Raw genomic sequence first — 23,244 nt, 5'->3', positions numbered from 1 at the left:
TCAGGCGGCTTTTTTTCGAGGTACGAAGCGCCATTTTTCGGCCTTACAAAACCTTACTTCGCTCCATGCTATATTGGCCAGCATGAATCAAAACACAGTACATGAGCATCGTTTGACGCTCCCGGAAGTGCTTGAAATGCTGCAGGCAGACGGCATGATCGATCACGCAATGGCCGAAGCGTTGAAGATTGAGCAGCGTTTGCAGGGGAACAAGGCGCATCCCCTGGTTCTGGTCGATCAGCAAAAATGGCGCTCGCTCAAATCGCCTGGACGCTTGCTGAATCTCGATGGCTTGAGCGAATGGCTGGCCGGAAAGTGTGGTCTTGAATATCTGCACATTGATCCGCTGAAAATCGATTTCACCGGGGTGACGGATATTATGTCCAGCGCCTATGCCGCCCGCTTCGGCATCCTGCCGGTTCAGGTCAGCACGCGCGAAGTTGTGATCGCGACGGCAGAACCCTTCGTCAGAGAGTGGGAAAGCGAACTCAAGCCCATTCTGCGCAAGGAAATTCGCCGTGTCATGGCGAACCCTGATGATATTTCACGCTACCTTGTCGAATTCTTCAATCTAGCCCGCTCGGTCAAGAAAGCGGCTTCCAAGGGAGAAAATACCCAGGCACTTTCGAATTTCGAACAACTGGTTGAACTGGGCAAGAGCAACCGCCAGTTCGATGCCAATGACCAGCACATTGTTCATATCGTCGACTGGCTATGGCAGTACGCCTTCGACCAGCGTGCCTCGGATATTCACATTGAGCCCCGCCGCGATCTGGGGATTGTCCGTTTTCGTATCGATGGTGTGCTGCATCAGGTTTACCAGATTCCGATGACGGTAATGAATGCCATGACCAGCCGGATCAAGCTTCTGGGACGCATGGACGTGATTGAAAAGCGGCGGCCGCAAGATGGTCGGGTCAAGACCCGGACCCCGACCGGGCAGGAGGTCGAACTTCGCTTATCGACATTGCCGACGGCATTCGGTGAAAAGCTGGTGATGCGGATTTTTGATCCCGAGGTGCTGGTCCGCGATTTCCGCTCGCTGGGCTTTTCCGAGGAGGATCAGGCCCGCTGGCAGCAAATGACCAGCTCCCCGAACGGCATCGTTCTGGTGACCGGGCCGACCGGTTCGGGCAAAACGACGACGCTGTATACCACGCTCAAGCAGTTGGCCACGCCGGAGGTCAATGTCTGCACGATTGAAGATCCGATTGAAATGGTTGAGGCATCGTTTAACCAGATGCAGGTCAACCGCGGTATTGAACTGGGCTTTGCTGATGGGGTTCGCGCCTTGATGCGCCAGGATCCGGATATTGTGATGATTGGTGAAATCCGTGATCTGGAAACTGCCGAAATGGCCATCCAGGCAGCGTTGACCGGGCACTTCGTATTGTCCACCCTGCATACCAACGATGCGCCATCGGCAATTACCCGACTGCTCGACCTCGGTGTTCCGGCCTACCTGATCAACTCAACCGTCCTGGGGGTGATGGCGCAGCGACTGGTTCGTACGCTATGCCCGCATTGCAAGAAATCCAGCCCGATCACCGAGGAACAGCGCTTAACCTGGCGCGCCCTGGTGTCCCCATGGAAATCCGGAGAGCCAACACATCTGCACCATGCAGTCGGCTGTCTGGAGTGCCGCATGACCGGCTATGTGGGCCGGGTCGGTATCTACGAAATCCTGATCAATTCACCGGAGATTCGCAAGCAGATCAAACCGCTGACCGAAATCGCCCGTGTCCGCGATCTGGCTTATCGTGAGGGCATGCGTCCACTGCGCATTTCCGGGGCGCTCAAAGTGGCGCAGGGCCTCACGACGCTTGAAGAAGTCGTCAAGGTGGCTCCCCCGGTCGACGAGATATAAAGAGTCAAAACCGCGCCTCAATAGGCGCTGGTCTTGCCGTAGAACGCTGGCGTACGGCCGACCAGACTTTCAAGGAGCGTCAGCTCACTGTCCGTGTGGTTGATGACGGTGGCGGGCACCATCATCTGGCTGCCATCGGCATGCAGGTAAACCGGTTTGTCGTGGTAGCTGGTTTCCAGCTGCTCGTGGATATCGGGCATATGCATCGAGGTAATTTCGGCTTTGCCGTAACACAGGCAGAAATAGACCTTTTTCGTTTCAGCTTCGATGTAGCAGCCCGTGCCGCGGATGCCGATGGTTGCGGTCGGTGTTTCGATCTGCTTGTTTCCCTTGCCGAACACGGCCAGCAACTTGCCGGTCAGCACGCGCAGTCCGGCGCGTGCTGCCTGACCTGCCAGGCTGACCGTTGTCCGGTCTCGTTGCAGGTAGGCATCATTGCCGATGATGTAGATGGCCTGGCTGTTCGGGCCTGTGGTGACGGTGTCGCCCGGCTTGATCGGTGTGCCGGGACTGGCCGGCTGGCCATTGATTCGCACATCGCCGGTCATCTGGTGCATGCCGGGTGGTGGCAGTTTGCCGCCTGCAGCCCAGGCAGCCTGCAGTGCGCCCAAACGCTCGGCCAAGGCCAGCGCAGCGATTCCCTTGAGTAATTGGCGACGTTGCATGGTTCTTTCCTTAACGTGAGAGTGTCCGCATGGCGCGTTCCAGTCCATCGAGCGTCAGCGGATACATCCGGTTGCCGAGCAGTTGCTGAATCATGTGGATCGATTGCGTGTACGTCCAGTGAGTTTCAGCCAGCGGATTGAGCCAGACTGCGCGTGACCAGGTGGACAGCATGCGTTCTAGCCAGACGGCACCGGCTTCTTCATTCCAGTGCTCGACACTGCCGCCGGGGCGGGCGATTTCGTAGGGGCTCATCGTTGCATCACCGACGAAGACCAGTTTGTAGTCCGGGCCGTAGGTGTGGATGACATCCCAGGTCGATAGCCGTTCCTGATGGCGCCGCCGGTTGTCCTTCCAGACGCCTTCATAGACGCAGTTGTGGAAGTAGAAATGTTCGAGATGCTTGAACTCGCTGCGTGCCGCCGAGAATAGCTCCTCGCAAGCCTCGATGTGGTCGTCCATTGAGCCGCCGATATCGAGGAACAGCAGCACCTTGATCGTGTTGTGGCGTTCCGGACGGAGTTGCAGGTCGAGCCAGCCACCGTTACGGGCTGTGCCGGCAACCGTGCCATCGAGATCGAGTTCGGTGGCCGCTCCCTGACGGGCGAAGCGGCGCAGGCGGCGCAGCGCGACCTTGATGTTGCGTACACCGAGGTCGACCGAGTCGTCGAGGTTGCGGAATTCGCGCTGTTCCCAGACCTTGATCGCCGTCCGGTTGCCGACCGAGTCGCCGCCCAACCGGATGCCTTCCGGGTGGTAGCCGCCATGGCCGTAAGGCGAGGTGCCGGCCGTGCCGATCCACTTGTTGCCGCCGGCGTGGCGTTCCTTCTGCTCGTCGAGCCGTTGCTTGAATTGCTCGAATAATTTCTCGTAGCCGAGCTTCTGCAGCTTGAGCCGGTCTTCTTCCGAGAGATGTCGTTTGGCTGCCAGTTCCAGCCATTCCTCGGGAATCATCGCCTCGAAGCCGGGCAGGGCTTCGATACCCTTGAAGTACTCGCCAAAAGCACGGTCGAAGCGGTCGTAGAGGGCTTCGTCCTTGATCAGGATGGCGCGCGAGAGGAGATAAAAATCATCGAGACTGCCGCTCACCAGCCGGGCCTGCAGTGCTTCAAGCAGCACCAGCAGTTCCTTGGTCGATACCGGAATCTGCCGTGATTTCAGATGCAGGAAGTAGTCGACCAGCATTTACGGCTGTTTGCGGCGTGCCATGAAAGCCAGACGTTCAAATAGATGAACATCCTGTTCGTTCTTGAGCAGCGCACCGTGCAGCGGTGGAATTGCGTCCTTGGCCTCCCTGGCACGCAGGGCTTCCGGCGGAATATCTTCGGCCAGCAGCAGCTTGAGCCAGTCGATCAGTTCACTGGTCGAGGGCTTTTTCTTCAGTCCGGGTACATCACGCAGTTCGAAGAAGACTTCGAGTGCCTCGCGCAGCAGTTCGCGCTTCAGCGTCGGGAAATGGACATCGACGATGCGCGTCATCGTCTCCTTGTCCGGGAACTTGATGTAGTGGAAGAAACAGCGGCGCAGAAAAGCGTCCGGCAACTCCTTCTCGTTGTTCGAGGTGATGATGATCAGCGGCCGGTGCTTGGCCTTGATCGTTCGGTGCAACTCGTAGCAATGGAATTCCATGCGGTCGAGTTCGCGCAGCAAATCGTTGGGGAACTCGATGTCGGCCTTGTCGATTTCATCGATCAGCACGACGCAGGGTTCGTCACATTCGAAGGCCTGCCAGAGTACGCCGTGCACGATGTAATGGCCGATGTCCTCGACGCGTGGGTCGCCCAGTTGCGAGTCGCGCAGGCGAGAGACAGCATCGTATTCGTAGAGGCCTTGCTGGGCTTTGGTGGTGGATTTGATGTGCCATTGGAAGAGCGGCCTGTTCAGCGCCCGGGCGACCTCTTCGGCGAGCAGGGTTTTGCCGGTGCCGGGTTCGCCCTTGATCAGCAGGGGACGTTCGAGCACATTGGCAGCGTTGACCGCGAGGGTCAGGTCGCGGGTTGCGACATAGGCATCGGTACCTTCAAATTTCATCGGCGGGCCTTTCAGATCAGGCTGGATTTGCGTTTGACGGCATCGACATAAGCCAGGGCATCCATCTGGATACCGTTGCGCTGGGCGGCCCAGATAGTTTCTCCGAGGCATTCGACCAGTACATGCTCGGCATCGTGCGGGTCCATGCGCCGGCGCAGATTTTCAAATGCGGCACGGATGCCCGGCGGCTGGTCGATGCTGAGTTGTTCGTGGATGGCGAGATGCAGCGACAGGTGCAGGAATGGACTCATCGCCCCATCTTCCGGCATCCATTCCTGAGTCAGCGCACCCGCCGTGTCGGCCAGCAGCGCATGATATTCCGGATGACGGGCAGCAATGTCGGCGGCGGTGACTTCGGCACCGACCAGCGGCAGACGTTCGACGTGCTTGCGCCAGGCATCGCAAAAAAACTGGCGGACTTGATCGCGGGTGGGGTTAAACATGCAGACTTTCGAAAAGTAAGGTGACGGCTGAATTGTGGAACAGGCGGTTGCGCTGGCTGGACGGTGCGATCTGCCCACTGGCGTAGGCGCCGAGCAACGGTGTTTGCGGACAGGCTTGACGGAAAGCTAGCAAGTCCCGGTCATCGTCGCCGTAGAACAGCGGGCCGCGGCCGATGCAGGAAAACATCAATGCGAAATCGGGCTTTGCCAGCGGGTTGACCGCGGCATCGAGCAATTGCTGCATTTCCTGCGCACTGTGATCCGGATGACGCAGCGCCCAGCAGAGGGTTTCTCCTTCGGCCAGTGCTTCGCCAATCGTCAAGGAGCCATCTGCATTGAGTGAAAGAACAGGAATGGCCGACTCACCCGAGTGGCGCAAGACGACCAGGCGGTGGACCGGCGGATGCTCGCGGAGTTCCGGTGGCAGGTGCTGGCGCAGGCTGTCGGCGGCTCCCATGCCGTCAATCCGGCGCAAATCGTAACCTTGCGCAAAATCGAGCGACAGCCCCGGACTCAACCTCAACAAGCCTGCCGAGCGCAGCAGGGTTGCCGCCATGCCCGGCAAGCGGGTCTCTGCACAGGCATTCGGGCTGATTCGTCCGTGCGACCAGGTCGCTGCATTGGCTTCGAGCAGGCCTGCCCGCTGCGGCAAGGCTTGCCATTCAAAAGGCAGCGTACCGTGGCCGGTAAACGACAGTGTCGGGCTGCCATCGTGCGGGGGGGCTGGCGTTGCCTCGAAAACCAGTGCCGCAGCCCCTGACTGCTCAAGCAGCCAGCCATCTTCCGTGAATAGTCCGCTGGCCGTGGTGCCGCAAACTTGCAGGCAACCTGCTGCGCGTGCTGCGGCCAGAACGGCAGGCTGTGCGTGGCGGACGAAGTCCCGGGTGAGAAACAGGATGACGTTGTTGGCTCGCTCAAGACCGGCCTTCTCCAGCGCGCAGCGAACGGCCTTTTCAGCCAGTGCGGCATCCGGGTGCAGGCCAGAAACCAGCGCGCTGGCAACTTTCACAATGTTTTTCCCTTGAAGCGGCAGAGATCAGCCACGATACAGCGTTCGCATTCCGGCTTGCGTGCCTTGCACACATAACGACCATGGAGAATGAGCCAGTGATGGGCATCCTTCATGTATTCATCGGGTGTGACGCGGAGCAGTTTTTGCTCGACATCGACCACAGTTTTTCCCGGAGCGATGCCGGTCCGGTTGCCGAGCCGGAAGATGTGCGTGTCGACGGCGATCGTCGGCTGGCCAAAGGCTGTGTTGAGTACGACATTGGCCGTCTTTCGGCCGACACCGGGCAGGGCTTCGAGTGCGCTGCGTTCATCGGGCACCTGACCGTCATGCAGGTCAAGCAGCATCCGGCAGGTGGCGATGACGTTTTTTGCCTTGGTCCGATACAGCCCGATGGTCTTGATGTATTCGCTCAGGCCTTCGACGCCCAGCGCATACATCTTGTCAGGGGTCGGGGCGACCGGGAAAAGTCGGTCGGTCGCTTTGTTGACGCCCACATCCGTTGCCTGAGCCGAGAGAATGACGGCTATCAGCAATTGAAACGGTGTTGTGTAGTTCAGTTCGGTCGTCGGTGCGGGATTGGCCGCACGCAAACGGGCATAGAACTGCTCAATATCGGCTTTTTTCACGATTTGGGTGGGCTGGGTGGATTGTCAATCGTTGCAGAATACGACATATTCGTTCAAGGCAAATTTTACCTGATCGAAAGGGGCGAAGGATTGATGCAGTTTGCATCCGACGAGGAGGGGATTGATCTTTCCCAGGTTCTAGAAGGCAATCCGGTGGCGACCATCGTGATCGATGCCCAGCATCGGGTGACGCACTGGAATCGTGCCTGTGCAGTTTTGACCGGTGTTCCGGCGGATGAAATGATAGGTACCTCCGACCAGTGGCGTGCCTTCTACCCCGATGCCCGTTCGATCATGGCCGACCTGATTGTCAGCGGTGCGCTGGAAACTGCGGTCGACGCCTTGTATCACGGCAAATTCCGTCGTTCAGTGTTGATTGAAGGTGCTTTTGAAGCCGAGGATTTCTTCCCGTCCTTTGGCGTGGGCGGTCGCTGGCTCTATTTCACCGCGGCGCCTTTGCGCAATGCCGTCGGAGAGGTCATCGGGGCGATCGAAACCTTGCAGGATGTGACGGAAAGACGCAGGGCTGAAGAGGCTTTGCGGCAAAGTGAAGAGCGTTATCGTAATTTGAGCCTGGTCGATTCCTTGACCGGCTTGTTCAATTCACGTTCCTTGCATGAGCGCCTGCAGGCTGAAGTCGAGCGCGCAACCCGCTATTCCCGGCCACTTTCCTTGTTGGTGCTGGATTGCGACAATTTCAAGCGAATCAACGACAACTTCGGGCATCTCGAGGGCGATCGCGTTCTCCAGGCATTGGCCAGGGTGATTGGCGAGGGGCTGCGGGCATCGGACTCGGCTTACCGCTACGGTGGCGAAGAATTTGTCGTTTTGTTGCCTGAGACCGAAGCCGATGCCGGCAAACAGCTGGCCGAGCGTCTTTGTCGCTCATTCGCTGCCGAGGTAATTCCTACCTCGGCAGGTGAGTCGATTCGCTGCACCGTCAGTATCGGTGTCGCCAGTTACATCCCCGGCGAAACGCGGGATTCGCTGATCCGACGGGCGGACGATGCCGGTTACGAAGCCAAGCGGCAGGGCAAGAATTGCGCCGTGCTGGCCGGTTGACCGGGAAAACCTGATTCGTTTCGCCGCTCTCAGTGGCAACCGGCGGTGCTGACCGGTGCCGGCGGCATCAGTGCAGCCCGGGCGGCGGCGCGGGCATCCATCCAGTTTTTCCAGGCAATCATGCAACCGAGCAGGATGAAGGCGCCCGGCGGGAGCAAGGCGAGCAGAAAGCCGGGGTAGCTTTCCGGCAAGACCTGGATCGGGTGCAGGCTGGGGAAAACCATGTCGATGCCGCCGAGTATCGTGCCATTCCCAAGGAATTCGCGGATGGCGCCGAGCAAACCGAGCGTCCACAGCATGCCGACGCCCATGAAAACACCGTCGAAAGTGGATTGCAGCGGCGGGTTCTTGGCGGCGAAGGCTTCGACGCGAGCCAGGACGATACAGTTGGTGACGATGAGCGGAATGAAGATGCCGAGCACAAGGTAAAGCTCGTGCAAATTGGCATTGAATAGCAGGTCGACCACGGTAACCAGCGCTGCCACGATCAGGATGAAGACCGGAATGCGGATTTCATGGGGAATCAGGTTGCGCAGGCTGGCGATGGCGAAGCCGGAGAGGGCCATGACCAGAATGGTGGCCAGTGACAGCATGATGCCGTTTACGGCATTCGTGGTCGTGGCCAGCAAGGGGCAGAGACCCAGAATCTGTGCAATCGAAGTGTTCTGCTTCCAGATGCCATTGCCGGCAATTGTCTTGAATTCGTCGCGGGTGATCATTTGGCAGCTCCAGTATTGCTGGCCGAGTCGGCAAACAGTTGGTCACGATTGGCATCGGCCCACTGGACGGCCTTCAGTACGGCTTTGGTTACGGCACGCGGTGTCACCGTGGCACCTGCGTAATAGTCGATCCGGCCGCCGTCCTTCTTGACTTTCCATTCCTTGTCGCTGACGTCGGCCAGCGACATGTCGAGGAATTGGGTAATCCACGGGCGGTTCTTGTTCTTGTCTTTCTTGACCTCGACGTAATCGCCCAGCCCCGGTGTTTCCTTGTGCTGCGTGACGCGTACGCCCGCTACTTTGCCATCGGCACGAATGGCCATGATCAAGCGGATCTTGCCAGCATAACCGTCCGGTGCAACGGCTTCGAAAACCAGTGCGACCGGTTGGCCGGCACGGCGGGCGCGATAGAGCGTTGTCGTTTCGCTCAGCCCCAGTTCGCTGGTCGCCGGCAGGGCGAGTGTGTCGTCGAGCAGGGCGTTGTCGTATTCAGTGCGCGGCAGGACTTCGTCGACCAGGCGCATTTTTTCTTCGGCTGCAGAGGCTTCGATTGCCGGCTTGGTCCACAGGTAGGCAGCGGAGAGCAGGCCGGTAAAAATGATGACGAAAACAAACAGGATACCGGCCGTGCGAAATGCCATGCCGGTTGCGCTGAATTCCTTGGCGCCACTCATGACTTGTCCTTCATGCCAAAAATGGCAGGCTGAGTCAGCAGGTCGATGACCGGCGCACAAAGATTGAGCAGCAGTACGGCAAAGGCAACGCCATCCGGATAGCCGCCAAAGACACGGATGATGTAGGCCAGCAAACCGGCGCCGGCAGCAAAAATCAGTTTGCCGCGCGGTGTCGTGCAGCCTGAAACCGGATCGGTGGCGATAAAAAAGGCACCCAGCATGCTGCCGCCTGAGAGCAGATGGAACATCGGGCTGGCGAACTGGCTCGGATCGTAGAGCCAGAGCGCACCGGAGATGGCCAGAATGGCACCGATGAAAGCCGTCGGCACATGCCAGCTAATCAGCTTGCGGTGCCACATCCACAGACCGCCGATCAGGTAACCTGTCGCAACCCATTCCCAGCCGCGACCGGCCAGTTGTCCATAAATTTCGCTGTTGGCCATCAAGTGGCTGACGCTGCTTGTACCTTCGGCCAGCTTGAGGCCGGTTTTCATTGCATCAAGCGGTGTGGCTCCGGAGAGCGCATCGAGGCGTGGACTGAAACCGAAAATGACCTTGCATTGTTCGAGAAAGGAGGCATCGAGTCCGGCCGGGGGCCATTGCGACATCAGTGCCGGAAAAGCAACGATGCACACGGCAAAGGCGATCATCGCCGGGTTGAACGGATTCTGGCCAAGGCCACCATAAAGTTGCTTGGCGACGACAATGGCGAAGGCGGTGCCGGTGACGATCAGCCACCAAGGGGCGAGCGGTGGGAAAGCCAGGGCAATCAGCCAGGCGGTGACGATGGCCGAGCCGTCCGCCAGGAAAAGACCGAGGGGTTTGCCCTGCAGGCGCAACATCAGGCCTTCGGCAAGCAGTGCGGTGAGCGAGGCGAGCAACAGTTGAATCAGGATGGCTGGGCCGATCAGCCAGACATAGGCGGCAATGCCCGGCAGCAGTGCGAGGCAGACCTGGGTCATGACCTTGCTGACGCTGACGTCCTTGAGCAAATAGGGAGCGGGGGCGAACATCATTCGGCTTTCTCGCTGCCCGGTGCGGCGGCATCCTGCGATTCAGGTGCGAGCACGCTACGGCGCGATTCAATATCATCAATGGCGTGTTGCTGTGCAGCAGTCAGCGCCTCGGTATTCTTGGGCTGGACCGCCTCGCGCTGCGCCTTGGCACGGGCCATGGCGGCGGCGATCGCGGCCTTTTTGGCCTCTTTTTCGGCGTCGACCGCAACGGCTTGGGCGGGAGCTTCCGTGCTCGGTACGCTGGCCGCTTGTTCCGTTCCGGCAGATTCGGTGCCGGCGGCCGCTGCCGCCGCTTCAGCCGCCTTCTTGGCGGCTTGGGCGGCGGCCGCCTTGGCCAGCTTTTCGGCCTTTTCGGCTTTTTCGCGTTCTTCGCGCAACTGCTTGAACTCGAAGCGCGTCTTGGCTGTATCGGCCGCTTTCTTTTCGCGTTCGCGGGCCCAGATTTCACTCTTGGCAAAGCGGAAATACTGGACGAGCGGGATGCGTGAGGGGCAGACGAAGGAGCAGCAGCCGCATTCGATGCAGTCGAAGATGTGATATTCCTGCGTCTTGCCGAAATTCTTGGCGCGCGAGAACCAGTACATCTCGAACGGCTGGAGTTCGTGCGGGCAGGCTTCGGCGCACGAGCCGCAGCGGATGCACGGCATTTCCGGCGCCTTGGGCGGGAAAAGCTTTGTCGAATGGGCAATTAGGCAGTTGGTCGCCTTGACCACCGGGGCGCTGCCATTCGGCACCATGAAGCCCATCATCGGGCCACCCATGACGATGCCGTCGGTGTCCTGCTTTGGGCCAGCCAGGGCGAGCAGTTCGTCCATCGGTGTGCCGATCAGAACTTCGTAATTGCGTGGTTCGCCGACATTGCCGGTCAGCGTGACTAGGCGGGAGACAACCGGCTCGCCGTGGGCAATGGCGCGCCAGGCGGTATAGGCCGTAGCAACGTTGAAGCACTGCACGCCGAGATCGGTTGAGCGCTTGCTGGCCGGGACTTCCTTGCCGGTCAGCACGCGGATCAGTTGTTTTGCGCCGCCGGCCGGGTAGAGCGTCGGCACGGGGACGACCAGAAACGATTCGCCGAGGGCGTCGACCGCAGCACGCATGGCGGCAGCGGCTTCCGGCTTGTTGTCCTCGATGCCGATCAACACTTTTTTCGGTTGCAGCAGGTCGCGGAAGATGCCGATGCCGCGTACGACTTCCTCGGCACGTTCGCGCATCAGCAGGTCGTCGCAGGTGATGAAGGGCTCGCATTCGGCGCCGTTGATCACCATTTCTTCCATCTCGACTGTCTTTGATGCGGTCAACTTGCCGTGGGTCGGGAAAACCGCGCCACCCAGGCCGACAACGCCGGCTTGCTGCAGGCGTTCGCGGACTTCCTCGGGTTTCAGCGCCTTGTAATCAAGCGCTTCACGGGCAATCCATTCGTCCTTGCCATCCGGCTCGATGACGACACACATGGCATCCAGGCCCGATGGGTGCGGTTGGACATGCATCGCAACTTCGAGCACGGTGCCTGAGGTCGGGGCATGCACGGCAGAAGAAATCCAGCCGTCGGCCTCACCGATCAACTGGCCCTTGAGCACCTTGTCGCCAGCCTGTACCACCGGTTGCGGCATGCCGCCAATGCTCTGGTGCAAAGGCACGATCAGCCGCGAGGGCAGCGGCGCCTGGGCGATCGGCAGCGTCAGGGACTGGGTCTTGTTGGTCGGCGGCTTGACGCCACCTTTGAATTTGAAAAGATTCATCAGCATCAGGCGGCTTCCTTGAGGGGGGCAGCCTTGATTTCAACGACCGGATACTTCCACTTCCAGTTGTCGATGTTTTCGGTAATCACTTGCATATTGATGCACTCGACCGGGCAGGGCGGCAGGCAAAGTTCGCAACCGGTACATTGCGCGGCAATGATGATGTGCATCTGCTTGGCGGCACCGACGATGGCGTCGACCGGGCAGGCCTGGATACACAGCGTGCAGCCGATGCAGGTGTTTTCATCGATCACCGCAACGGCTTTCGGTTTTTCTTCGGCATCGAGCGGTTTGGCTTCGCGGCCGAGCAAGTCGGCCAGACGCTGGACGCCTTCGGCGCCGCCCGGCGGGCATTTGTTGATCTCATCGCCGTTGGCGATGGCTTCGGCGTAAGGCTTGCAACCCGGATAGCCGCACTGGCCGCATTGGGTTTGCGGCAGGATGGCCTCGATCTTTTCGACCAGCGGGTCGCCTTCGACCTTGAACTTGATCGAGGCAAAACCGAGCGCCGCGCCCAGTACGACGGCCCCAAGGGCCATGATGGCAATAGCGAGGACGATATCCATTATTGGTACTTGTCCAGTCCGGCAAAACCCATGAAGGCCAGCGCCATCAGCCCGGCGGTGACCATGGCGATGGCGACGCCGCGGAAATAGACCGGGACGTCGGCCCCTTCGATCCGCTCGCGGATACCGGCGAAGAGAATCAGGACCAGCGAGAAGCCAACGGCACTACCGGCGCCGAACAGTAGCGAGTCGATGAAGTTGTAGCCATTCGAAATATTGAGCAGCGGTACACCCAGCACGGCGCAGTTGGTCGTGATCAGGGGCAGGTAGATACCCAGTGTCTGTTGCAGCGCAGGCGAGGTCTTGGCGATGACCATTTCGGTCAGCTGGACGATGGCGGCGATGGTGACGATGAAGGATAGCGTGCGCAGATATTCCAGCCCGAACGGCATCAACAGGTAGTGATCGATGATGTAGCTGGCGCCGGTCGCCATGGTCAGCACGAAGGTCGTCGCGGCACCCATGCCGTAGGCGGTTTCCAGTTTTTTGGAAACGCCCATGAAGGGGCAAAGACCGAGAATCTTCACCAGAACGACGTTGTTGACCAACACCGCACCGACGAGGATGAATAAGTAGTGGCTCATGTTTTTCTAAGGCTCGAGGCCCGGAATTATCGGGCTTTGCTGGAATGCAAACAACCGCGACAAAGTTATGGGCTTATACGGATTTCTTCATGATATTAGCCAATGTATCCGCCACCTCGCTGACCAGGTCCGGCCCGCGATAGATGAAACCACTGTAGAACTGAACCAGGCTTGCCCCGGCGCGGATTTTCTCGGCCGCATCTTCACCGCCCAGAATGCCACCGACGCCGATGATCGGCAGTTCTCCGGCCAGCGCGGTCGACAGTTTTTTCAGCACATCCGTCGATTTGCGGAAAACCGGCGCACCGGACAGGCCGCCAGCTTCGTTGCCGTTCTGCATGCCTTCGACGCCGTCGCGCGACAAGGTTGTGTTGGTCGCAATCACGCCATCCATCCGGTGCCGGCGCAAGGCATCGGCAATCGCGGTGATTTGGGTGTCGTCGAGATCGGGTGCGATCTTCAAGGCCATCGGCACGTATTTGCCGTGCTGTTCGGCCAGTTGTTCCTGCTTGGCCTTCAACTGGGCGAGCAGGTCGTCCAGGGCATCGTCCTTCTGCAATTCACGCAAGTTCTTGGTGTTCGGGGAAGAGATGTTCACCGTCACGTAGCTGGCGTCGTTGTAGACCTTTTCGAGACAGATCAGATAATCCTCGGCGGCCTTTTCAATCGGAGTCGTCGCGTTCTTGCCGATATTGATGCCGAGGATGCCGCCTTTTTTCGGAAATTCAGCTGCGCGGACGTTTTCCAGCAGCTTGTCGACGCCGGCATTGTTGAAGCCCATGCGATTGATGATGCCCTGGGCTTCCGGAATGCGGAACAGGCGCGGGCGCGGATTGCCATCCTGCGGCCGTGGGGTGATCGTGCCGATTTCGAGGAAGCCGAAACCCAGCTTGGCCAGTCCGTCGATGTGGTCGCCATTTTTGTCCAGCCCGGCGGCCAGGCCGACCGGGTTCGGAAAACGCAGGCCCATGACGTCGACCGGGCAGGGGGCGACAGGCTTGGCGAGCAGGCCGGCAAGGCCGCTGGCATTAAGAAGATCGACACCGCTCATGCCGATACCGTGGGCGGTTTCGGCGTCGAGTGCGAAAAAGAATTTGCGAATAAGGGGATAGAGCATAGTGGGCGCGATTTTACCGCATTGCAGCAATTTCTGGCCGTAAAAATCCCGCTTAAAGCCCTAATCCAAAGCGTAAACCCAGCAAAACAGTCATTCCGGCAATGAAGGGCAGCCAGGGATTGCGCCATAAGGTGCTTGCTGCAACCGCGGCGCAGCCGGCGGCAAGTTTGGGGTTGAATACCTGTAATTCGTTGCCGACGATCAGCAGGTCAGGAACCACGATTGCCGCCAGGGCGGCCGCAGGGGCATAGCGCAGGGCGCGCTGGACAACGCCGGGCAGGGTGACCCGATTGCCGAGGACGATGAAGCTGGCGCGAGGAAGTGTCGTGGCCAGGCCGATCAAAATGAAAACCAGCCACAGCGAGGCGTCGAAATTCATGGCTGCTTGTTCCTGTGTTCGATGTTTTCCGCGGCAAAACCGGCGGCAATGCCGGCGCAGATGCCGACAATCACGCCGAGTCGCAAAGGCAGGTTGCGCAGCAGTGTCGCGCTGGTTCCGCCAATAATCGCGGCGATCAGCATCGGGCGGACGCGTGCCATCGGCACGAGCAGTACGATCAGGGCAATGGTCGCCATGAACTCAAGCGACCACTGGCGGGGAATGTAGGCTGCCGCAAGAATGCCGATCAGTGCGAAGACTTGCCAGAGTAGCCATGACCAGGCTGCGGGCGCCAGAAAGTAGCCCAGTCGCCAGCGTGGATCGTTGTTGTGCAGCATCTTGTCGAGGCAGACGGCGAATACCCCGTCGGTCAGCAGATGGCCGGCCAGCCAGCGTTCGGCCAGTCGGGTGCCGCGAAAACCCGGGGCAATGGCTGCGCTGAAGATGACGAAACGCAAATTGAGTGCCAGCGCGGTCATGATGATCAGCCAGATCGGTGCTTCGGCGGCGATCAGCGGCAATGTGCCGAGTTGGGCGGTGCCGGCGAAGACAATCACACTCATGCCCATTGCCTGTAGCGGGCTGAATCCTGTACTGATCATCGCCATGCCCATAACCAGCGCCCACGGTACGAGGCCGACCGAAAGCGGCAAAAAAGCCGTAAAACCTTCGCGGGCGCCTGTGCGGAAACTCGATGTCACCGTTGTCCTTGCTTGTTCAAAGGCGTGACAGCATACAGTGAGGTGGGTCGGGGTGAAACAGCCTTGGACGGCATCTTGAACTTTTGTCCGGTCGACCGTGTCCGACGACCTGAAATGCATGATCTTGACCCCAGCCCTACAAGGCTTTACATCATGTCACTGGCGCGCTACAGACCATTGGTCCACGGTCGCGGTATCATGCGTGCTATATCGAAATGACTAGCCACTCGCTGCCCGACACACCATGACCGCACAACTCTTACTCATCAAGGCAATTCGCACCGGCCAGCTCAAGGAGGTTTGCAGGCTGCTTGACGCCGGTACGCCGGTCGAGATGGATGACGGTCACGGGGATTCCGGTTTGCCGATGGGCATTGCCTGCTTCATGGGGCATGTCGATATCGTGCGCGAACTGGCCAAACGGGGCGCCAAGGTCAATCTGGTGGACAACGATCTGGCAACGTCGCCGCTCAGCATGGCCATACGTGGCAGCCGGACGGAGGTTGTCCGGACGCTGATCGAACTGGGGGCCAAGGTGCCGGTTGGCGCCGTTACAGGTCTGACCGAGCATGAGATCATGCTTGCCCAGTGGAAGGCTTTCCGTGACGGGCATAATCAGGAACACAGCGAAGCCGATCATGGTGCATTTGAAGCCGAACCGGTCTTTGAGGAAATCGATGCCGTGCGCTGCATCGGGACCGATACGATGGTGCTTGAGGCCGACGCATTGCGGGCCGCAACCAAAATGCGCTGAAAGTCAGCCGCGGCAAGGGCCTTCCTTGTCTGCTTTGTCGTTTGCATGACAATCTGCCCCGCCAGGTCGGGCTAAAGTCATTCTGCCGTGGGCTTTCCCCGGCGCTAAAACAGAATGCACCGGCGATCAGGCCAAGGTGCGCATCCCTCGGAGAATCTGCATGAAAATGAATTGGCGCGCCCTGGCCGGGCTGCTATTTTCCTGTCTGGTCTTGCTGCCCTTGTCGAGTACAAGGGCGCAGCAGGGCGGGACGATCAAATTGGGCCAATCCGTCCCGTTGACCGGGGCACTCGCCGAACTCGGCACGGAATACCGCGACGGCGCGCTGGCTTGTTTCAATTGGGTGAATAGCAAGGGCGGCGTGCATGGTCGGCGGATTGAATTGCTGGCGATGGATGATGCTTACGTCGTCGAGCGGTCGCTTGAAAACGCCCGCCGTCTGCTTGATAAAGACGGTGTGCTCGCTTTTTTCGGGATGTTCGGCAGTGCCAATTACGCCGCCGTGCAGCCCTTGGTCAATGAGCGCGGCGTTCCATCGCTGGCGCCATACACCGGCTCCGACGAGCTGCGCGCCCAGCCTTCGCCAACCACATTCTGGCTGCGCGCTAGTTATGGCGACGAAAGTGAAAAGATCATCGATCAGCTGACCACGCTGGGCATCGATCGGATTGCCGTGTTTTACCAGAATGACGCTTTTGGCAAGGCGGGTCTGGCCGGGGTCGAGAATGCGCTGAAAAAGCGCGGCCTGAAATTGCGTGGCAGCGGCGTCTACGACAAGACGAAAAATGATGTGGCCGAGGCGGTCAAGGCGATTGCTGCGGTCAACCCGCAGGCGGTCGTGATGATCAGTACCTATAAACCGACAGCTGCTTTCGTCAAGCAAATGCGCCAGACCGGCCAGGTTCCCCAGTTTTTTGCCTTGTCCGTGGTTGGTTTCAAGGCATTGCAGGCAGAGCTGGGTCATGAAGTGGTCGGTGTCGCCATTTCACAGGTCGTGCCTTACCCATGGAGCAGTACCAAGCCGGTGGTGCGTGAATTTTTGGCCTTGCCCAAGGAGTTCCAGCCGGCGGCGGGGGCGACTTACACGACGCTTGAAGGTTATCTGGCGGCCAAGGTCATGGTTGAGGCATTGCAGCGAGCCGGCCCGCAACTGAACCGGGAAAAGCTGCTGGCTGCACTCGATGGCATGCGGCCTTATGATTCCGGTGGTTTTACGGTCAATTACAACGGCAAGGATCGTTTGGGGTCGCGTTTTGTCGAAGTGACGATTGTGGGTAACGGTGGTCGTCTGATGCGCTGAAAAGAGGCATTCGGAAACAATTGCTCACAGTTTTCGTCACACATGGGCGGTTAAACTAGCGCCCATGCCGAAATTCCTGCATTTAACACTTACTGCATTCTGCTGTCTGGCCGCGCCCGTCTGGGCTGGCGGCCTGGCTGATCCCTTTTCGACCGATGCTGCCTTGCCGCTCCGGCCATCGCCCGGCCTGTCTGCCCGCGTTGGCGAAGCGCCTTGTGCCACAGCGATTCCAGCGAACGCGCTGAATGCGATCGATGCGGTCGACCTGGCCTTGTGCAATCATCCGCAGACGCGCGAAGTCTGGGCTGCCGCCCGCGTTCAGGCGGCACTGCTGGGCGTTGCCCAATCAGCCTGGTTGCCTGATCTCGATGGCCGTTTGAGCGGCGTCCGCAATTACACCGAACAACGCAATTACAACCAGAGCAATGCGGCATTGACGCTTTCCTGGTTGCTGTTCGATTTCGGCCAGCGTTCGGCCAATATCGAGAATGCCCGGCAATTGCTCAGCGCAGCCGCTTCGACCCAGAACTCGACGATCCAGTCGCTGTTTCTTGCGGCATTGCAGACTTATTACACGGCCCAGGCCACTCGTGCGGCGGTGATTGCAACCGGCGATGCCGAGCGTGCGGCGCGCGAGAGTTTTGCGGCGGCCGAGGCGCGTTATCAGGCTGGTGTCGCGACGCCGGCCGATCGTTTGCAGGCGCAGACCGCGTTGTCGCAGGCCCGGCTCAACCGGATCAAGGCGGAAGGCGACGCACGCAATGCCTTGGGTGCGCTGGCCAATGCGATGGGCTTCGACGCGCAACAGAAAATTCAACTGGCTGATGTGCCGCCAACCTTGCCCGAAGCGGCTTTCCAGCAGGATATCGACGCCCTGATTGCGGAAGCCCGTGCTCGCCGACCGGACTTGCAGGCTGCCGAGGCCCAGTTCAAAGCGGCCGAAGCCGGTGTCGAGCTGGCCCGGGCGCAAGGCCGGCCGAGCGTCACCTTGTCTACCGGGCCGACCTGGCAGGATGTCGGCGGTGTCGTGACCAACGCCGGCAATCTGGGTGTCACGGTCAACGTGCCGATTTTCTCTGGATTCGAAACAACTTACCGCATCCGTTCGGCAGCGGCCCAGGTCGATGTCAAGGCGGCGCAGCGTGACCGCATTCGTTCGCAGGTGGCACTCGATGTCTGGCGTGCCTATCAGAGCCTGACGACGGCGACTGAGAGCCTCAAGACAACGGCCGATCTGGTGGCCAGCGCCGAGCAGTCCGAGCGGGTTGCATTGGGGCGCTACAAAGCCGGTGTCGGCACGGTGCTTGATTTGCTGACGGCGCAAAGCGCGCTGGCCAGTGCCCGTCTGCAGCGCATCCAGGCCGGGCTCGACTGGCATGTTTACCGCGCCACGCTGGCCCAGTCGGTCGGCGCACTTGATTACACGCTGCTGCAAGCTCCGGCTGCAGTGGAAGGAAGACCATGAAACGGATAGGCAAGATTCTCGTAGGTACGACCGTCATCGCCGGCTTGATCGGCGGCGGCCTGTGGTACTCGAAGCAGCGTGAAGCGCAGAACCCGGAGCAGCGTTACAAGCTGGCGACGATCGACAAGGGTGAGGTGATCCAGACCGTCTCGGCCAACGGGACGCTTAATCCGGTCGTGCTGGTCAGTGTCGGCACGCAGGTGTCTGGCACCGTCAAAAAGTTGTACGTTGATTTCAACGACAAGGTCAAGGAAGGCCAGCCGCTGCTCGAACTGGATGCCGCCTTGCTGACGGCGCAGGCACGCCAGAGCGAAGCCAATCTGGCCAGCGCCAATGCGGCGCTGGAGTTGGCACAGGCCAATGAGGCGAGGATCAAGGCGCTGTTTGCCCAGGAGTACGTCTCGAAACAGGAGTACGACCAAACTCGTCAGGCGCTCAAATCGGCCACGGCACAACTTGCCCAGGCCAAGGCGCAGCTCGACAAGGATCGGGTCAATCTCGGCAACACCACCATCCGTTCGCCGGTTTCCGGTGTGGTGGTTGATCGCGTAGTCGATCTCGGCCAGACGGTTGCAGCCAGTTTCCAGACGCCGGTGCTGATCAAGATTGCCCAGGATCTGACCGAAATGCGCATCGACACCAGCTTTGCCGAAGCCGATATCGGCAATCTGCGTGAGGGCCAGAAGGCGCGTTTCACGGTCGACGCCTTTCCGAACCGCAATTTCAGCGGCGAAGTGCAGCAGATCCGGCTCAATCCGACCAATCAGCAAAACGTCGTGACCTACAACGTCCGCGTTACCGTGGCCAACCCGGAACTGGTGTTGCTGCCGGGCATGACGGCTTACGTCAATATTGGTACGGCGCGCAAGGAAGGTGTCCTGCTCGTGCCGAATGCGGCCTTGCGTTTCAAGCCGGCCGACGCGTCGGAAAAGAGCGCCGAAAATGGCGGAAAACCGGCGTCGACCGCAGCACCGGCGGCACCCGGCGAGAAAAAGGGCAAGAAGCGTGATGGCCAGAGTGGCACGGTCTACGTGCTTTCCGGCGACGAAATCAAAGCGGTCAGCGTGCAGGTCGGCATTACCGATAATCGCAATACCGAGGTGGTTGGCGGCGAATTGAAGGCCGGCGACCGGGTGGTGACCGGTGAAAATGCGGCCGGCAAGAAAGCGCCATCCAGCGTCGGCATGAGAATGTTCTGATGAGCGAGTCGGTCATCCGCGTCGTCGGGCTGGGGAAATCCTATGCCACGGCAGCCGGCCTGTTTCCTGCACTGCGCGGCGTCGATCTCGATATCCGGCGGGGCGAATACATTGCCATCATGGGACCATCCGGCTCGGGCAAGTCGACGTTCATGAATCTGCTCGGCTGTCTCGATACACCGACGACCGGCGACTATTTCCTGGCTGGCGAAAATGTCGCCCGGATGGAGAAGGATGCCTTGGCCCAGCTGCGCAACCGGACGCTGGGTTTCGTTTTTCAGGGCTTTAACCTGCTGCCGCGCATGACCTTGCAGGACAACGTTGCCCTGCCGCTGGTCTATGCCGGGATGGATGTCGATACCCGGCGTCGCGCCGCCCGCGAGTTGCTCGACAAGGTGGGCCTCGGCAAATACGCCGACTCCCTGCCGGCGCGCATTTCCGGCGGCCAGCAGCAGCGCGTGGCGATTGCCCGGGCACTGGTCAACAAGCCTCGCCTGATTCTGGCCGACGAGCCGACCGGCAATCTCGACAGCCATACCAGCGAGGAAATCATGCGCCTGTTCGGCGAACTCAACGCCGAAGGCATCACCATCGTGCTGGTCACGCATGAGCCGGATATTGCCGCCCACGCCAAGCGCCAGGTGCGCTTTCTCGATGGCCGGCTGGTCAGCGATCAACTGACGGAGGCAACATGTTGAAGGCGATGCTTGGCGAAGCCTGGATGGCGATGGGCGCCAACCGCCTGCGCACGGCGCTGACCATGCTCGGCATGGTGATCGGCGTCGGCGCCGTGGTGATCATGATGGCCATCGGGCAGGGTGCCCAGTACGCCGTGCAACAGACGATCAGCACGATGGGCTCGAATCTGTTCATCGTCCTTTCCGGCTCGTTTACTGCAGCCGGTGTGCGCAGCGGTTCGGCCGGTGCGCCGACGATCAATGTCGCCGATGCCGATGCGATTGCCGAACTCGACGGCATCGCCAATGTCGCGCCGACGCATCAGGGCACGCGCCAACTGGTTTACGGTTCGCAGAACTGGAGCACGCAGGTGATCGGTACGACGCCGCCGTATCTTGAGGCGCGCGCCTGGAATATCGTCAACGGCGCAGCTTTTGGCGATTCCGATGTGCGTGCCGCAACCCGCGTCGCGCTGATCGGCAAGACCGTGGCTGAAAACCTCTTTGTCGATGACGATCCGGTCGGCAAAACCATCCGCATCCAGCAGAATCCTTTCGTCGTGATCGGTGTGCTCGGCAGCAAGGGGCAGAACCTGGATGGGCGGGATCAGGACGATACGGTGATCATTCCGCTGACCACCGCTCAACGCAAGGTGTTCGGCACGCCGTTCCTCGGTTCGGTGCGCATGATCATGGTCCAGGCAGAATCCTCGGAAGCCTTGCCGCTGGCCGAGAAATCGGTCGAGTCGCTGCTCCGTCAGCGGCACCGTCTACGCGAAGGCATGCCGAACGACTTCTTTACGCGCAACCTGTCGGCGGCGGCTGAGTCGGAAGCTGAAACGACGCGCACGATGTCCATCCTGCTCGGCGCCATTGCCTCGATTTCGCTGCTTGTCGGCGGCATCGGGATCATGAATATCATGCTTGTTTCGGTGACCGAGCGGACGCGTGAAATCGGTATCCGGATGGCGATCGGCGCCCGTCAGAAAGACATCCTGACGCAGTTTTTGCTTGAAGCGATCATGATTTCGCTGGCTGGTTGCCTGCTCGGCCTGTTGCTCGGCATTGGCGGCGCGCTGCTGGTCAATGCGACGACCGGTATGGTCATCGTCGTTTCCGGCAGTTCGGCGCTGGTCGCCTTCGCTGTTGCCGCCGGGGTCGGTGTGTTCTTCGGTTACTACCCGGCGCGCAAGGCGGCGCAGCTCGATCCGATCGAGGCGTTGCGCTACCAGTAATCAGTCGTTGCCGACTTCGCTCGTCGCCCAGGTCATCGCTTCGCGGTAATAGTCGAGCAATTCGGTCGGGCTGATCCGGATCGACGTGGCCAGAACGATGGCCTGGTCGAGCCGGCAGCGTTCCAGCGCCAGCGCCAGTTGCAGCGGCCTGGCGTAGGGGCCTTCGCCGCGCAGCAAGGCATCGGCAACCGTTTCCGGCAGGCGCATCTTTTCGAGAATCTGGCTCATTGGCAGGCCGAGCAGGCTTTCGAGGATGGACAGCAGGCCGACGAGGAACATTTCATCCGCCTTCTGCTTGTCGGCATCGCCGGCCACCTGCTTGAGAAAGGCTGCGCGGCACAGGGCAAAAACCATCAAGGTCTGGTCGCGCCCACTGTTGGCGTCGACATGCAGCAGGGCGATGGCCAGCCAGCGATAGACGGCATCGCGGCCGAGCAGCATGATCGCTTCTTCGAGATTGGCAACCTTGCGCGGCAGGCCGTAAAGCGGCGAGTTGGCCATGTCGAGCAGCTTGACGACGACCGCTGGATCACGCATTGCTGTCGTTGCCAGATCGGCCAGATCGACGTCGCTGCGCAACTGGTTGAGCATTTCGATGACCACCAGCCGGCTTTCGCTGATCGGTCCGGCGGCAGCCTCTTCATCGCGTGTCGCGGCAAAACTGCCGAGACAAAAATCGAAACCGAGCGACAGGCAGAGCCGGTGTTCGGTCCAAGTGTGTACATTGTCTGCTGCCATCAGCAGGCCGGGTTTGCGCTGGCGCAGTGTTTTGACCGTTTTTTCGAGCGTGGCGAGAGAGGCAGTCTGGAAATCGAAAAGCAGGACATCGGCTTGTCCAGCCAGATTCAAATCCGCATCGTTTCGCAGGTCGACCGCAAGACGTGCGCCGGCGGCACGAATGCTGGCGACCAATGCGTCGCGTGCAGGGGCGTCAAGTTGGCCGAGGTCGTCGATCAGGAAACAACTGCGGCGCTGGATCAGGCTGCGGAAATCGACGGCCTGCCATTGCGCCACGGTCAGGGGAATGATCACCAGGCGCTGTTCGGCAAAGCGCGCCACTTGTTCGCGCTCGAGTGCCTGGCGCAACGCACTGGCTTCAATCGGACGATTGGCGACCAGTGAGCGGGGGCGGAGCAGATAGCCTGAAATCTTGGATTGTCCATCGACCATTTCACCCCAGCCGATGAAGATCAGCGCTGCGCCTTGCGGTGCCTGGGCTACGGCCGCCGGTGCAACCGGGCGCGGGCTTGGCGCGGCGGTGGCTTTTTTATCGTCCGAGAAAAAACCGAAGAGGCGCTTGAAAAAACTCATTGGGCGGAAATTTCCTGGGCAATCGAGAGCAGCAAGGGGATTGAAGGTCGTTCAGCGAATGCCAAATGATACCGCGGGGTGATGCACAAAAGTAGTGCGGAGAT

24 protein-coding genes are annotated in these 23,244 nt (G+C 60.0%); 8 read left to right on the top strand and 16 right to left on the bottom strand.

What is annotated here, in order from left to right; all coding sequences use genetic code 11:
• Positions 1–82 precede the first annotated feature (82 nt).
• Positions 83–1,867 (top strand): GspE/PulE family protein, encoded by a 1,785-nt coding sequence (locus tag GBK02_RS12970; RefSeq protein ID WP_203467062.1) that lies wholly within the window; start codon positions 83–85, stop codon positions 1,865–1,867.
• A 17-nt stretch (positions 1,868–1,884) separates the two neighbouring features.
• On the opposite strand, the gene GBK02_RS12965 is transcribed toward GBK02_RS12970, so the two are convergent.
• The 6 genes from GBK02_RS12965 to nth are packed head-to-tail and all read right to left on the bottom strand — an operon-like array spanning position 1,885 to position 6,642.
• Positions 1,885–2,532, bottom strand: coding sequence for a FecR domain-containing protein (locus GBK02_RS12965; RefSeq protein WP_203467061.1), 648 nt, complete (start codon positions 2,530–2,532; stop codon positions 1,885–1,887).
• Positions 2,533–2,542: 10 nt separating this feature from the next.
• Complete coding sequence (locus tag GBK02_RS12960) at positions 2,543–3,715, bottom strand: VWA domain-containing protein (protein WP_203467060.1); 1,173 nt, start codon at positions 3,713–3,715, stop codon at positions 2,543–2,545.
• Positions 3,716–4,561, bottom strand: coding sequence for a MoxR family ATPase (locus tag GBK02_RS12955; RefSeq protein WP_203467059.1), 846 nt, complete (start codon positions 4,559–4,561; stop codon positions 3,716–3,718).
• 11 nt (positions 4,562–4,572) lie between these two features.
• Positions 4,573–5,004: a DUF1841 family protein gene (locus GBK02_RS12950; RefSeq protein WP_203467058.1), complete on the bottom strand. Its 432-nt coding sequence runs from the start codon at positions 5,002–5,004 to the stop codon at positions 4,573–4,575.
• Positions 4,997–6,013, bottom strand: coding sequence for an FIST C-terminal domain-containing protein (locus GBK02_RS12945; protein WP_203467057.1), 1,017 nt, complete (start codon positions 6,011–6,013; stop codon positions 4,997–4,999). Before GBK02_RS12945 ends, GBK02_RS12950 begins: the two co-directional genes overlap by 8 nt.
• On the bottom strand, positions 6,010–6,642 hold the full coding sequence (nth, locus tag GBK02_RS12940; RefSeq protein WP_203467056.1) for an endonuclease III: 633 nt from the start codon (positions 6,640–6,642) through the stop codon (positions 6,010–6,012). Before nth ends, GBK02_RS12945 begins: the two co-directional genes overlap by 4 nt.
• Positions 6,643–6,735: 93 nt before the next feature.
• Between nth and GBK02_RS12935 the strand changes: the two genes are divergently transcribed.
• Positions 6,736–7,704, top strand: a complete 969-nt coding sequence (locus GBK02_RS12935) for a GGDEF domain-containing protein (RefSeq protein ID WP_203467055.1) — start codon at positions 6,736–6,738, stop codon at positions 7,702–7,704.
• A gap of 29 nt (positions 7,705–7,733) precedes the next feature.
• Here the strand turns inward: GBK02_RS12935 and GBK02_RS12930 are convergent, their stop codons facing one another.
• From GBK02_RS12930 to GBK02_RS12890, 9 genes are all read right to left on the bottom strand, one after another.
• A complete protein-coding gene (locus GBK02_RS12930) occupies positions 7,734–8,423 on the bottom strand; it encodes an electron transport complex subunit E (protein WP_203467054.1) in 690 nt (229 codons plus the stop codon).
• Entirely contained in the window at positions 8,420–9,097 is a 678-nt protein-coding gene (rsxG, locus tag GBK02_RS12925) for an electron transport complex subunit RsxG (protein ID WP_203467053.1), read from the bottom strand. Before rsxG ends, GBK02_RS12930 begins: the two co-directional genes overlap by 4 nt.
• Positions 9,094–10,113, bottom strand: a complete 1,020-nt coding sequence (locus GBK02_RS12920; RefSeq protein ID WP_203467052.1) for an RnfABCDGE type electron transport complex subunit D — start codon at positions 10,111–10,113, stop codon at positions 9,094–9,096. Before GBK02_RS12920 ends, rsxG begins: the two co-directional genes overlap by 4 nt.
• Positions 10,110–11,858, bottom strand: coding sequence for an electron transport complex subunit RsxC (gene rsxC / locus GBK02_RS12915; RefSeq protein ID WP_203467051.1), 1,749 nt, complete (start codon positions 11,856–11,858; stop codon positions 10,110–10,112). Before rsxC ends, GBK02_RS12920 begins: the two co-directional genes overlap by 4 nt.
• The gene (rsxB, locus tag GBK02_RS12910; RefSeq protein WP_371810489.1) at positions 11,858–12,418 is read right to left on the bottom strand and encodes an electron transport complex subunit RsxB; all 561 of its coding nucleotides are present in this window, start codon (positions 12,416–12,418) and stop codon (positions 11,858–11,860) included. Before rsxB ends, rsxC begins: the two co-directional genes overlap by 1 nt.
• Positions 12,418–13,002 carry an electron transport complex subunit RsxA gene (gene rsxA, locus GBK02_RS12905; RefSeq protein ID WP_203467050.1) on the bottom strand — a complete coding sequence of 195 codons (585 nt, stop codon included), beginning with the start codon at positions 13,000–13,002 and terminating at the stop codon, positions 12,418–12,420. Before rsxA ends, rsxB begins: the two co-directional genes overlap by 1 nt.
• A gap of 73 nt (positions 13,003–13,075) precedes the next feature.
• Positions 13,076–14,119 carry a quinone-dependent dihydroorotate dehydrogenase gene (locus tag GBK02_RS12900; protein ID WP_203467049.1) on the bottom strand — a complete coding sequence of 348 codons (1,044 nt, stop codon included), beginning with the start codon at positions 14,117–14,119 and terminating at the stop codon, positions 13,076–13,078.
• 52 nt (positions 14,120–14,171) lie between these two features.
• Positions 14,172–14,498, bottom strand: coding sequence for an AzlD domain-containing protein (locus GBK02_RS12895; protein ID WP_203467048.1), 327 nt, complete (start codon positions 14,496–14,498; stop codon positions 14,172–14,174).
• Entirely contained in the window at positions 14,495–15,199 is a 705-nt protein-coding gene (locus GBK02_RS12890) for an AzlC family ABC transporter permease (RefSeq protein WP_203467047.1), read from the bottom strand. Before GBK02_RS12890 ends, GBK02_RS12895 begins: the two co-directional genes overlap by 4 nt.
• A 244-nt stretch (positions 15,200–15,443) precedes the next feature.
• Here GBK02_RS12890 and GBK02_RS12885 point away from each other — a divergent pair, with 244 nt between their 5' ends.
• The 6 genes from GBK02_RS12885 to GBK02_RS12860 all read left to right on the top strand — a co-directional run bounded on the left by GBK02_RS12885 (position 15,444) and on the right by GBK02_RS12860 (position 21,829).
• A complete protein-coding gene (locus GBK02_RS12885) occupies positions 15,444–15,953 on the top strand; it encodes an ankyrin repeat domain-containing protein (RefSeq protein ID WP_203467046.1) in 510 nt (169 codons plus the stop codon).
• A 160-nt stretch (positions 15,954–16,113) separates the two neighbouring features.
• Complete coding sequence (locus GBK02_RS12880; protein ID WP_203467045.1) at positions 16,114–17,253, top strand: ABC transporter substrate-binding protein; 1,140 nt, start codon at positions 16,114–16,116, stop codon at positions 17,251–17,253.
• A 64-nt stretch (positions 17,254–17,317) separates the two neighbouring features.
• Positions 17,318–18,718: a TolC family protein gene (locus tag GBK02_RS12875; RefSeq protein ID WP_203467044.1), complete on the top strand. Its 1,401-nt coding sequence runs from the start codon at positions 17,318–17,320 to the stop codon at positions 18,716–18,718.
• Positions 18,715–19,917 carry an efflux RND transporter periplasmic adaptor subunit gene (locus GBK02_RS12870; protein WP_203467043.1) on the top strand — a complete coding sequence of 401 codons (1,203 nt, stop codon included), beginning with the start codon at positions 18,715–18,717 and terminating at the stop codon, positions 19,915–19,917. The genes GBK02_RS12875 and GBK02_RS12870 overlap by 4 nt, the downstream gene beginning before the upstream one ends.
• A complete protein-coding gene (locus GBK02_RS12865; RefSeq protein WP_203467042.1) occupies positions 19,917–20,615 on the top strand; it encodes an ABC transporter ATP-binding protein in 699 nt (232 codons plus the stop codon). The genes GBK02_RS12870 and GBK02_RS12865 overlap by 1 nt, the downstream gene beginning before the upstream one ends.
• Positions 20,609–21,829 carry an ABC transporter permease gene (locus tag GBK02_RS12860; protein ID WP_203467041.1) on the top strand — a complete coding sequence of 407 codons (1,221 nt, stop codon included), beginning with the start codon at positions 20,609–20,611 and terminating at the stop codon, positions 21,827–21,829. Before GBK02_RS12865 ends, GBK02_RS12860 begins: the two co-directional genes overlap by 7 nt.
• Here GBK02_RS12860 and GBK02_RS12855 read toward each other — a convergent pair whose 3' ends face one another.
• The gene (locus GBK02_RS12855; protein ID WP_203467040.1) at positions 21,830–23,140 is read right to left on the bottom strand and encodes an EAL and HDOD domain-containing protein; all 1,311 of its coding nucleotides are present in this window, start codon (positions 23,138–23,140) and stop codon (positions 21,830–21,832) included.
• Positions 23,141–23,244: the final 104 nt, after the last annotated feature.

The organism is Dechloromonas sp. TW-R-39-2 (genome assembly GCF_016864195.1).
Classification (GTDB): domain Bacteria; phylum Pseudomonadota; class Gammaproteobacteria; order Burkholderiales; family Rhodocyclaceae; genus Azonexus.
The sequence above is the reverse complement of the archived record's forward strand: the minus strand, read 5'-3'. Positions and strand labels throughout refer to the sequence as shown.

Excerpts from the sequence above, each read along its gene's own strand:
- rsxG (WP_203467053.1), bottom strand. The coding sequence starts at position 9,097 with ATGAGTGGCGCCAAGGAATTCAGCGCAACCGGCATGGCATTTCGCACG.
- GBK02_RS12875 (WP_203467044.1), top strand. The coding sequence starts at position 17,318 with ATGCCGAAATTCCTGCATTTAACACTTACTGCATTCTGCTGTCTGGCC.
- rsxA (WP_203467050.1), bottom strand. The coding sequence starts at position 13,002 with ATGAGCCACTACTTATTCATCCTCGTCGGTGCGGTGTTGGTCAACAAC.
- GBK02_RS12865 (WP_203467042.1), top strand. The coding sequence starts at position 19,917 with ATGAGCGAGTCGGTCATCCGCGTCGTCGGGCTGGGGAAATCCTATGCC.
- GBK02_RS12935 (WP_203467055.1), top strand. The coding sequence starts at position 6,736 with ATGCAGTTTGCATCCGACGAGGAGGGGATTGATCTTTCCCAGGTTCTA.
- GBK02_RS12965 (WP_203467061.1), bottom strand. The coding sequence starts at position 2,532 with ATGCAACGTCGCCAATTACTCAAGGGAATCGCTGCGCTGGCCTTGGCC.
- GBK02_RS12860 (WP_203467041.1), top strand. The coding sequence starts at position 20,609 with ATGTTGAAGGCGATGCTTGGCGAAGCCTGGATGGCGATGGGCGCCAAC.
- GBK02_RS12900 (WP_203467049.1), bottom strand. The coding sequence starts at position 14,119 with ATGCTCTATCCCCTTATTCGCAAATTCTTTTTCGCACTCGACGCCGAA.
- rsxC (WP_203467051.1), bottom strand. The coding sequence starts at position 11,858 with ATGCTGATGAATCTTTTCAAATTCAAAGGTGGCGTCAAGCCGCCGACC.
- GBK02_RS12895 (WP_203467048.1), bottom strand. The coding sequence starts at position 14,498 with ATGAATTTCGACGCCTCGCTGTGGCTGGTTTTCATTTTGATCGGCCTG.
- GBK02_RS12970 (WP_203467062.1), top strand. The coding sequence starts at position 83 with ATGAATCAAAACACAGTACATGAGCATCGTTTGACGCTCCCGGAAGTG.
- GBK02_RS12960 (WP_203467060.1), bottom strand. The coding sequence starts at position 3,715 with ATGCTGGTCGACTACTTCCTGCATCTGAAATCACGGCAGATTCCGGTA.
- GBK02_RS12955 (WP_203467059.1), bottom strand. The coding sequence starts at position 4,561 with ATGAAATTTGAAGGTACCGATGCCTATGTCGCAACCCGCGACCTGACC.
- GBK02_RS12920 (WP_203467052.1), bottom strand. The coding sequence starts at position 10,113 with ATGATGTTCGCCCCCGCTCCCTATTTGCTCAAGGACGTCAGCGTCAGC.
- GBK02_RS12855 (WP_203467040.1), bottom strand. The coding sequence starts at position 23,140 with ATGAGTTTTTTCAAGCGCCTCTTCGGTTTTTTCTCGGACGATAAAAAA.
- GBK02_RS12885 (WP_203467046.1), top strand. The coding sequence starts at position 15,444 with ATGACCGCACAACTCTTACTCATCAAGGCAATTCGCACCGGCCAGCTC.
- GBK02_RS12880 (WP_203467045.1), top strand. The coding sequence starts at position 16,114 with ATGAAAATGAATTGGCGCGCCCTGGCCGGGCTGCTATTTTCCTGTCTG.
- GBK02_RS12870 (WP_203467043.1), top strand. The coding sequence starts at position 18,715 with ATGAAACGGATAGGCAAGATTCTCGTAGGTACGACCGTCATCGCCGGC.
- GBK02_RS12930 (WP_203467054.1), bottom strand. The coding sequence starts at position 8,423 with ATGATCACCCGCGACGAATTCAAGACAATTGCCGGCAATGGCATCTGG.
- GBK02_RS12950 (WP_203467058.1), bottom strand. The coding sequence starts at position 5,004 with ATGTTTAACCCCACCCGCGATCAAGTCCGCCAGTTTTTTTGCGATGCC.
- rsxB (WP_371810489.1), bottom strand. The coding sequence starts at position 12,418 with ATGGATATCGTCCTCGCTATTGCCATCATGGCCCTTGGGGCCGTCGTA.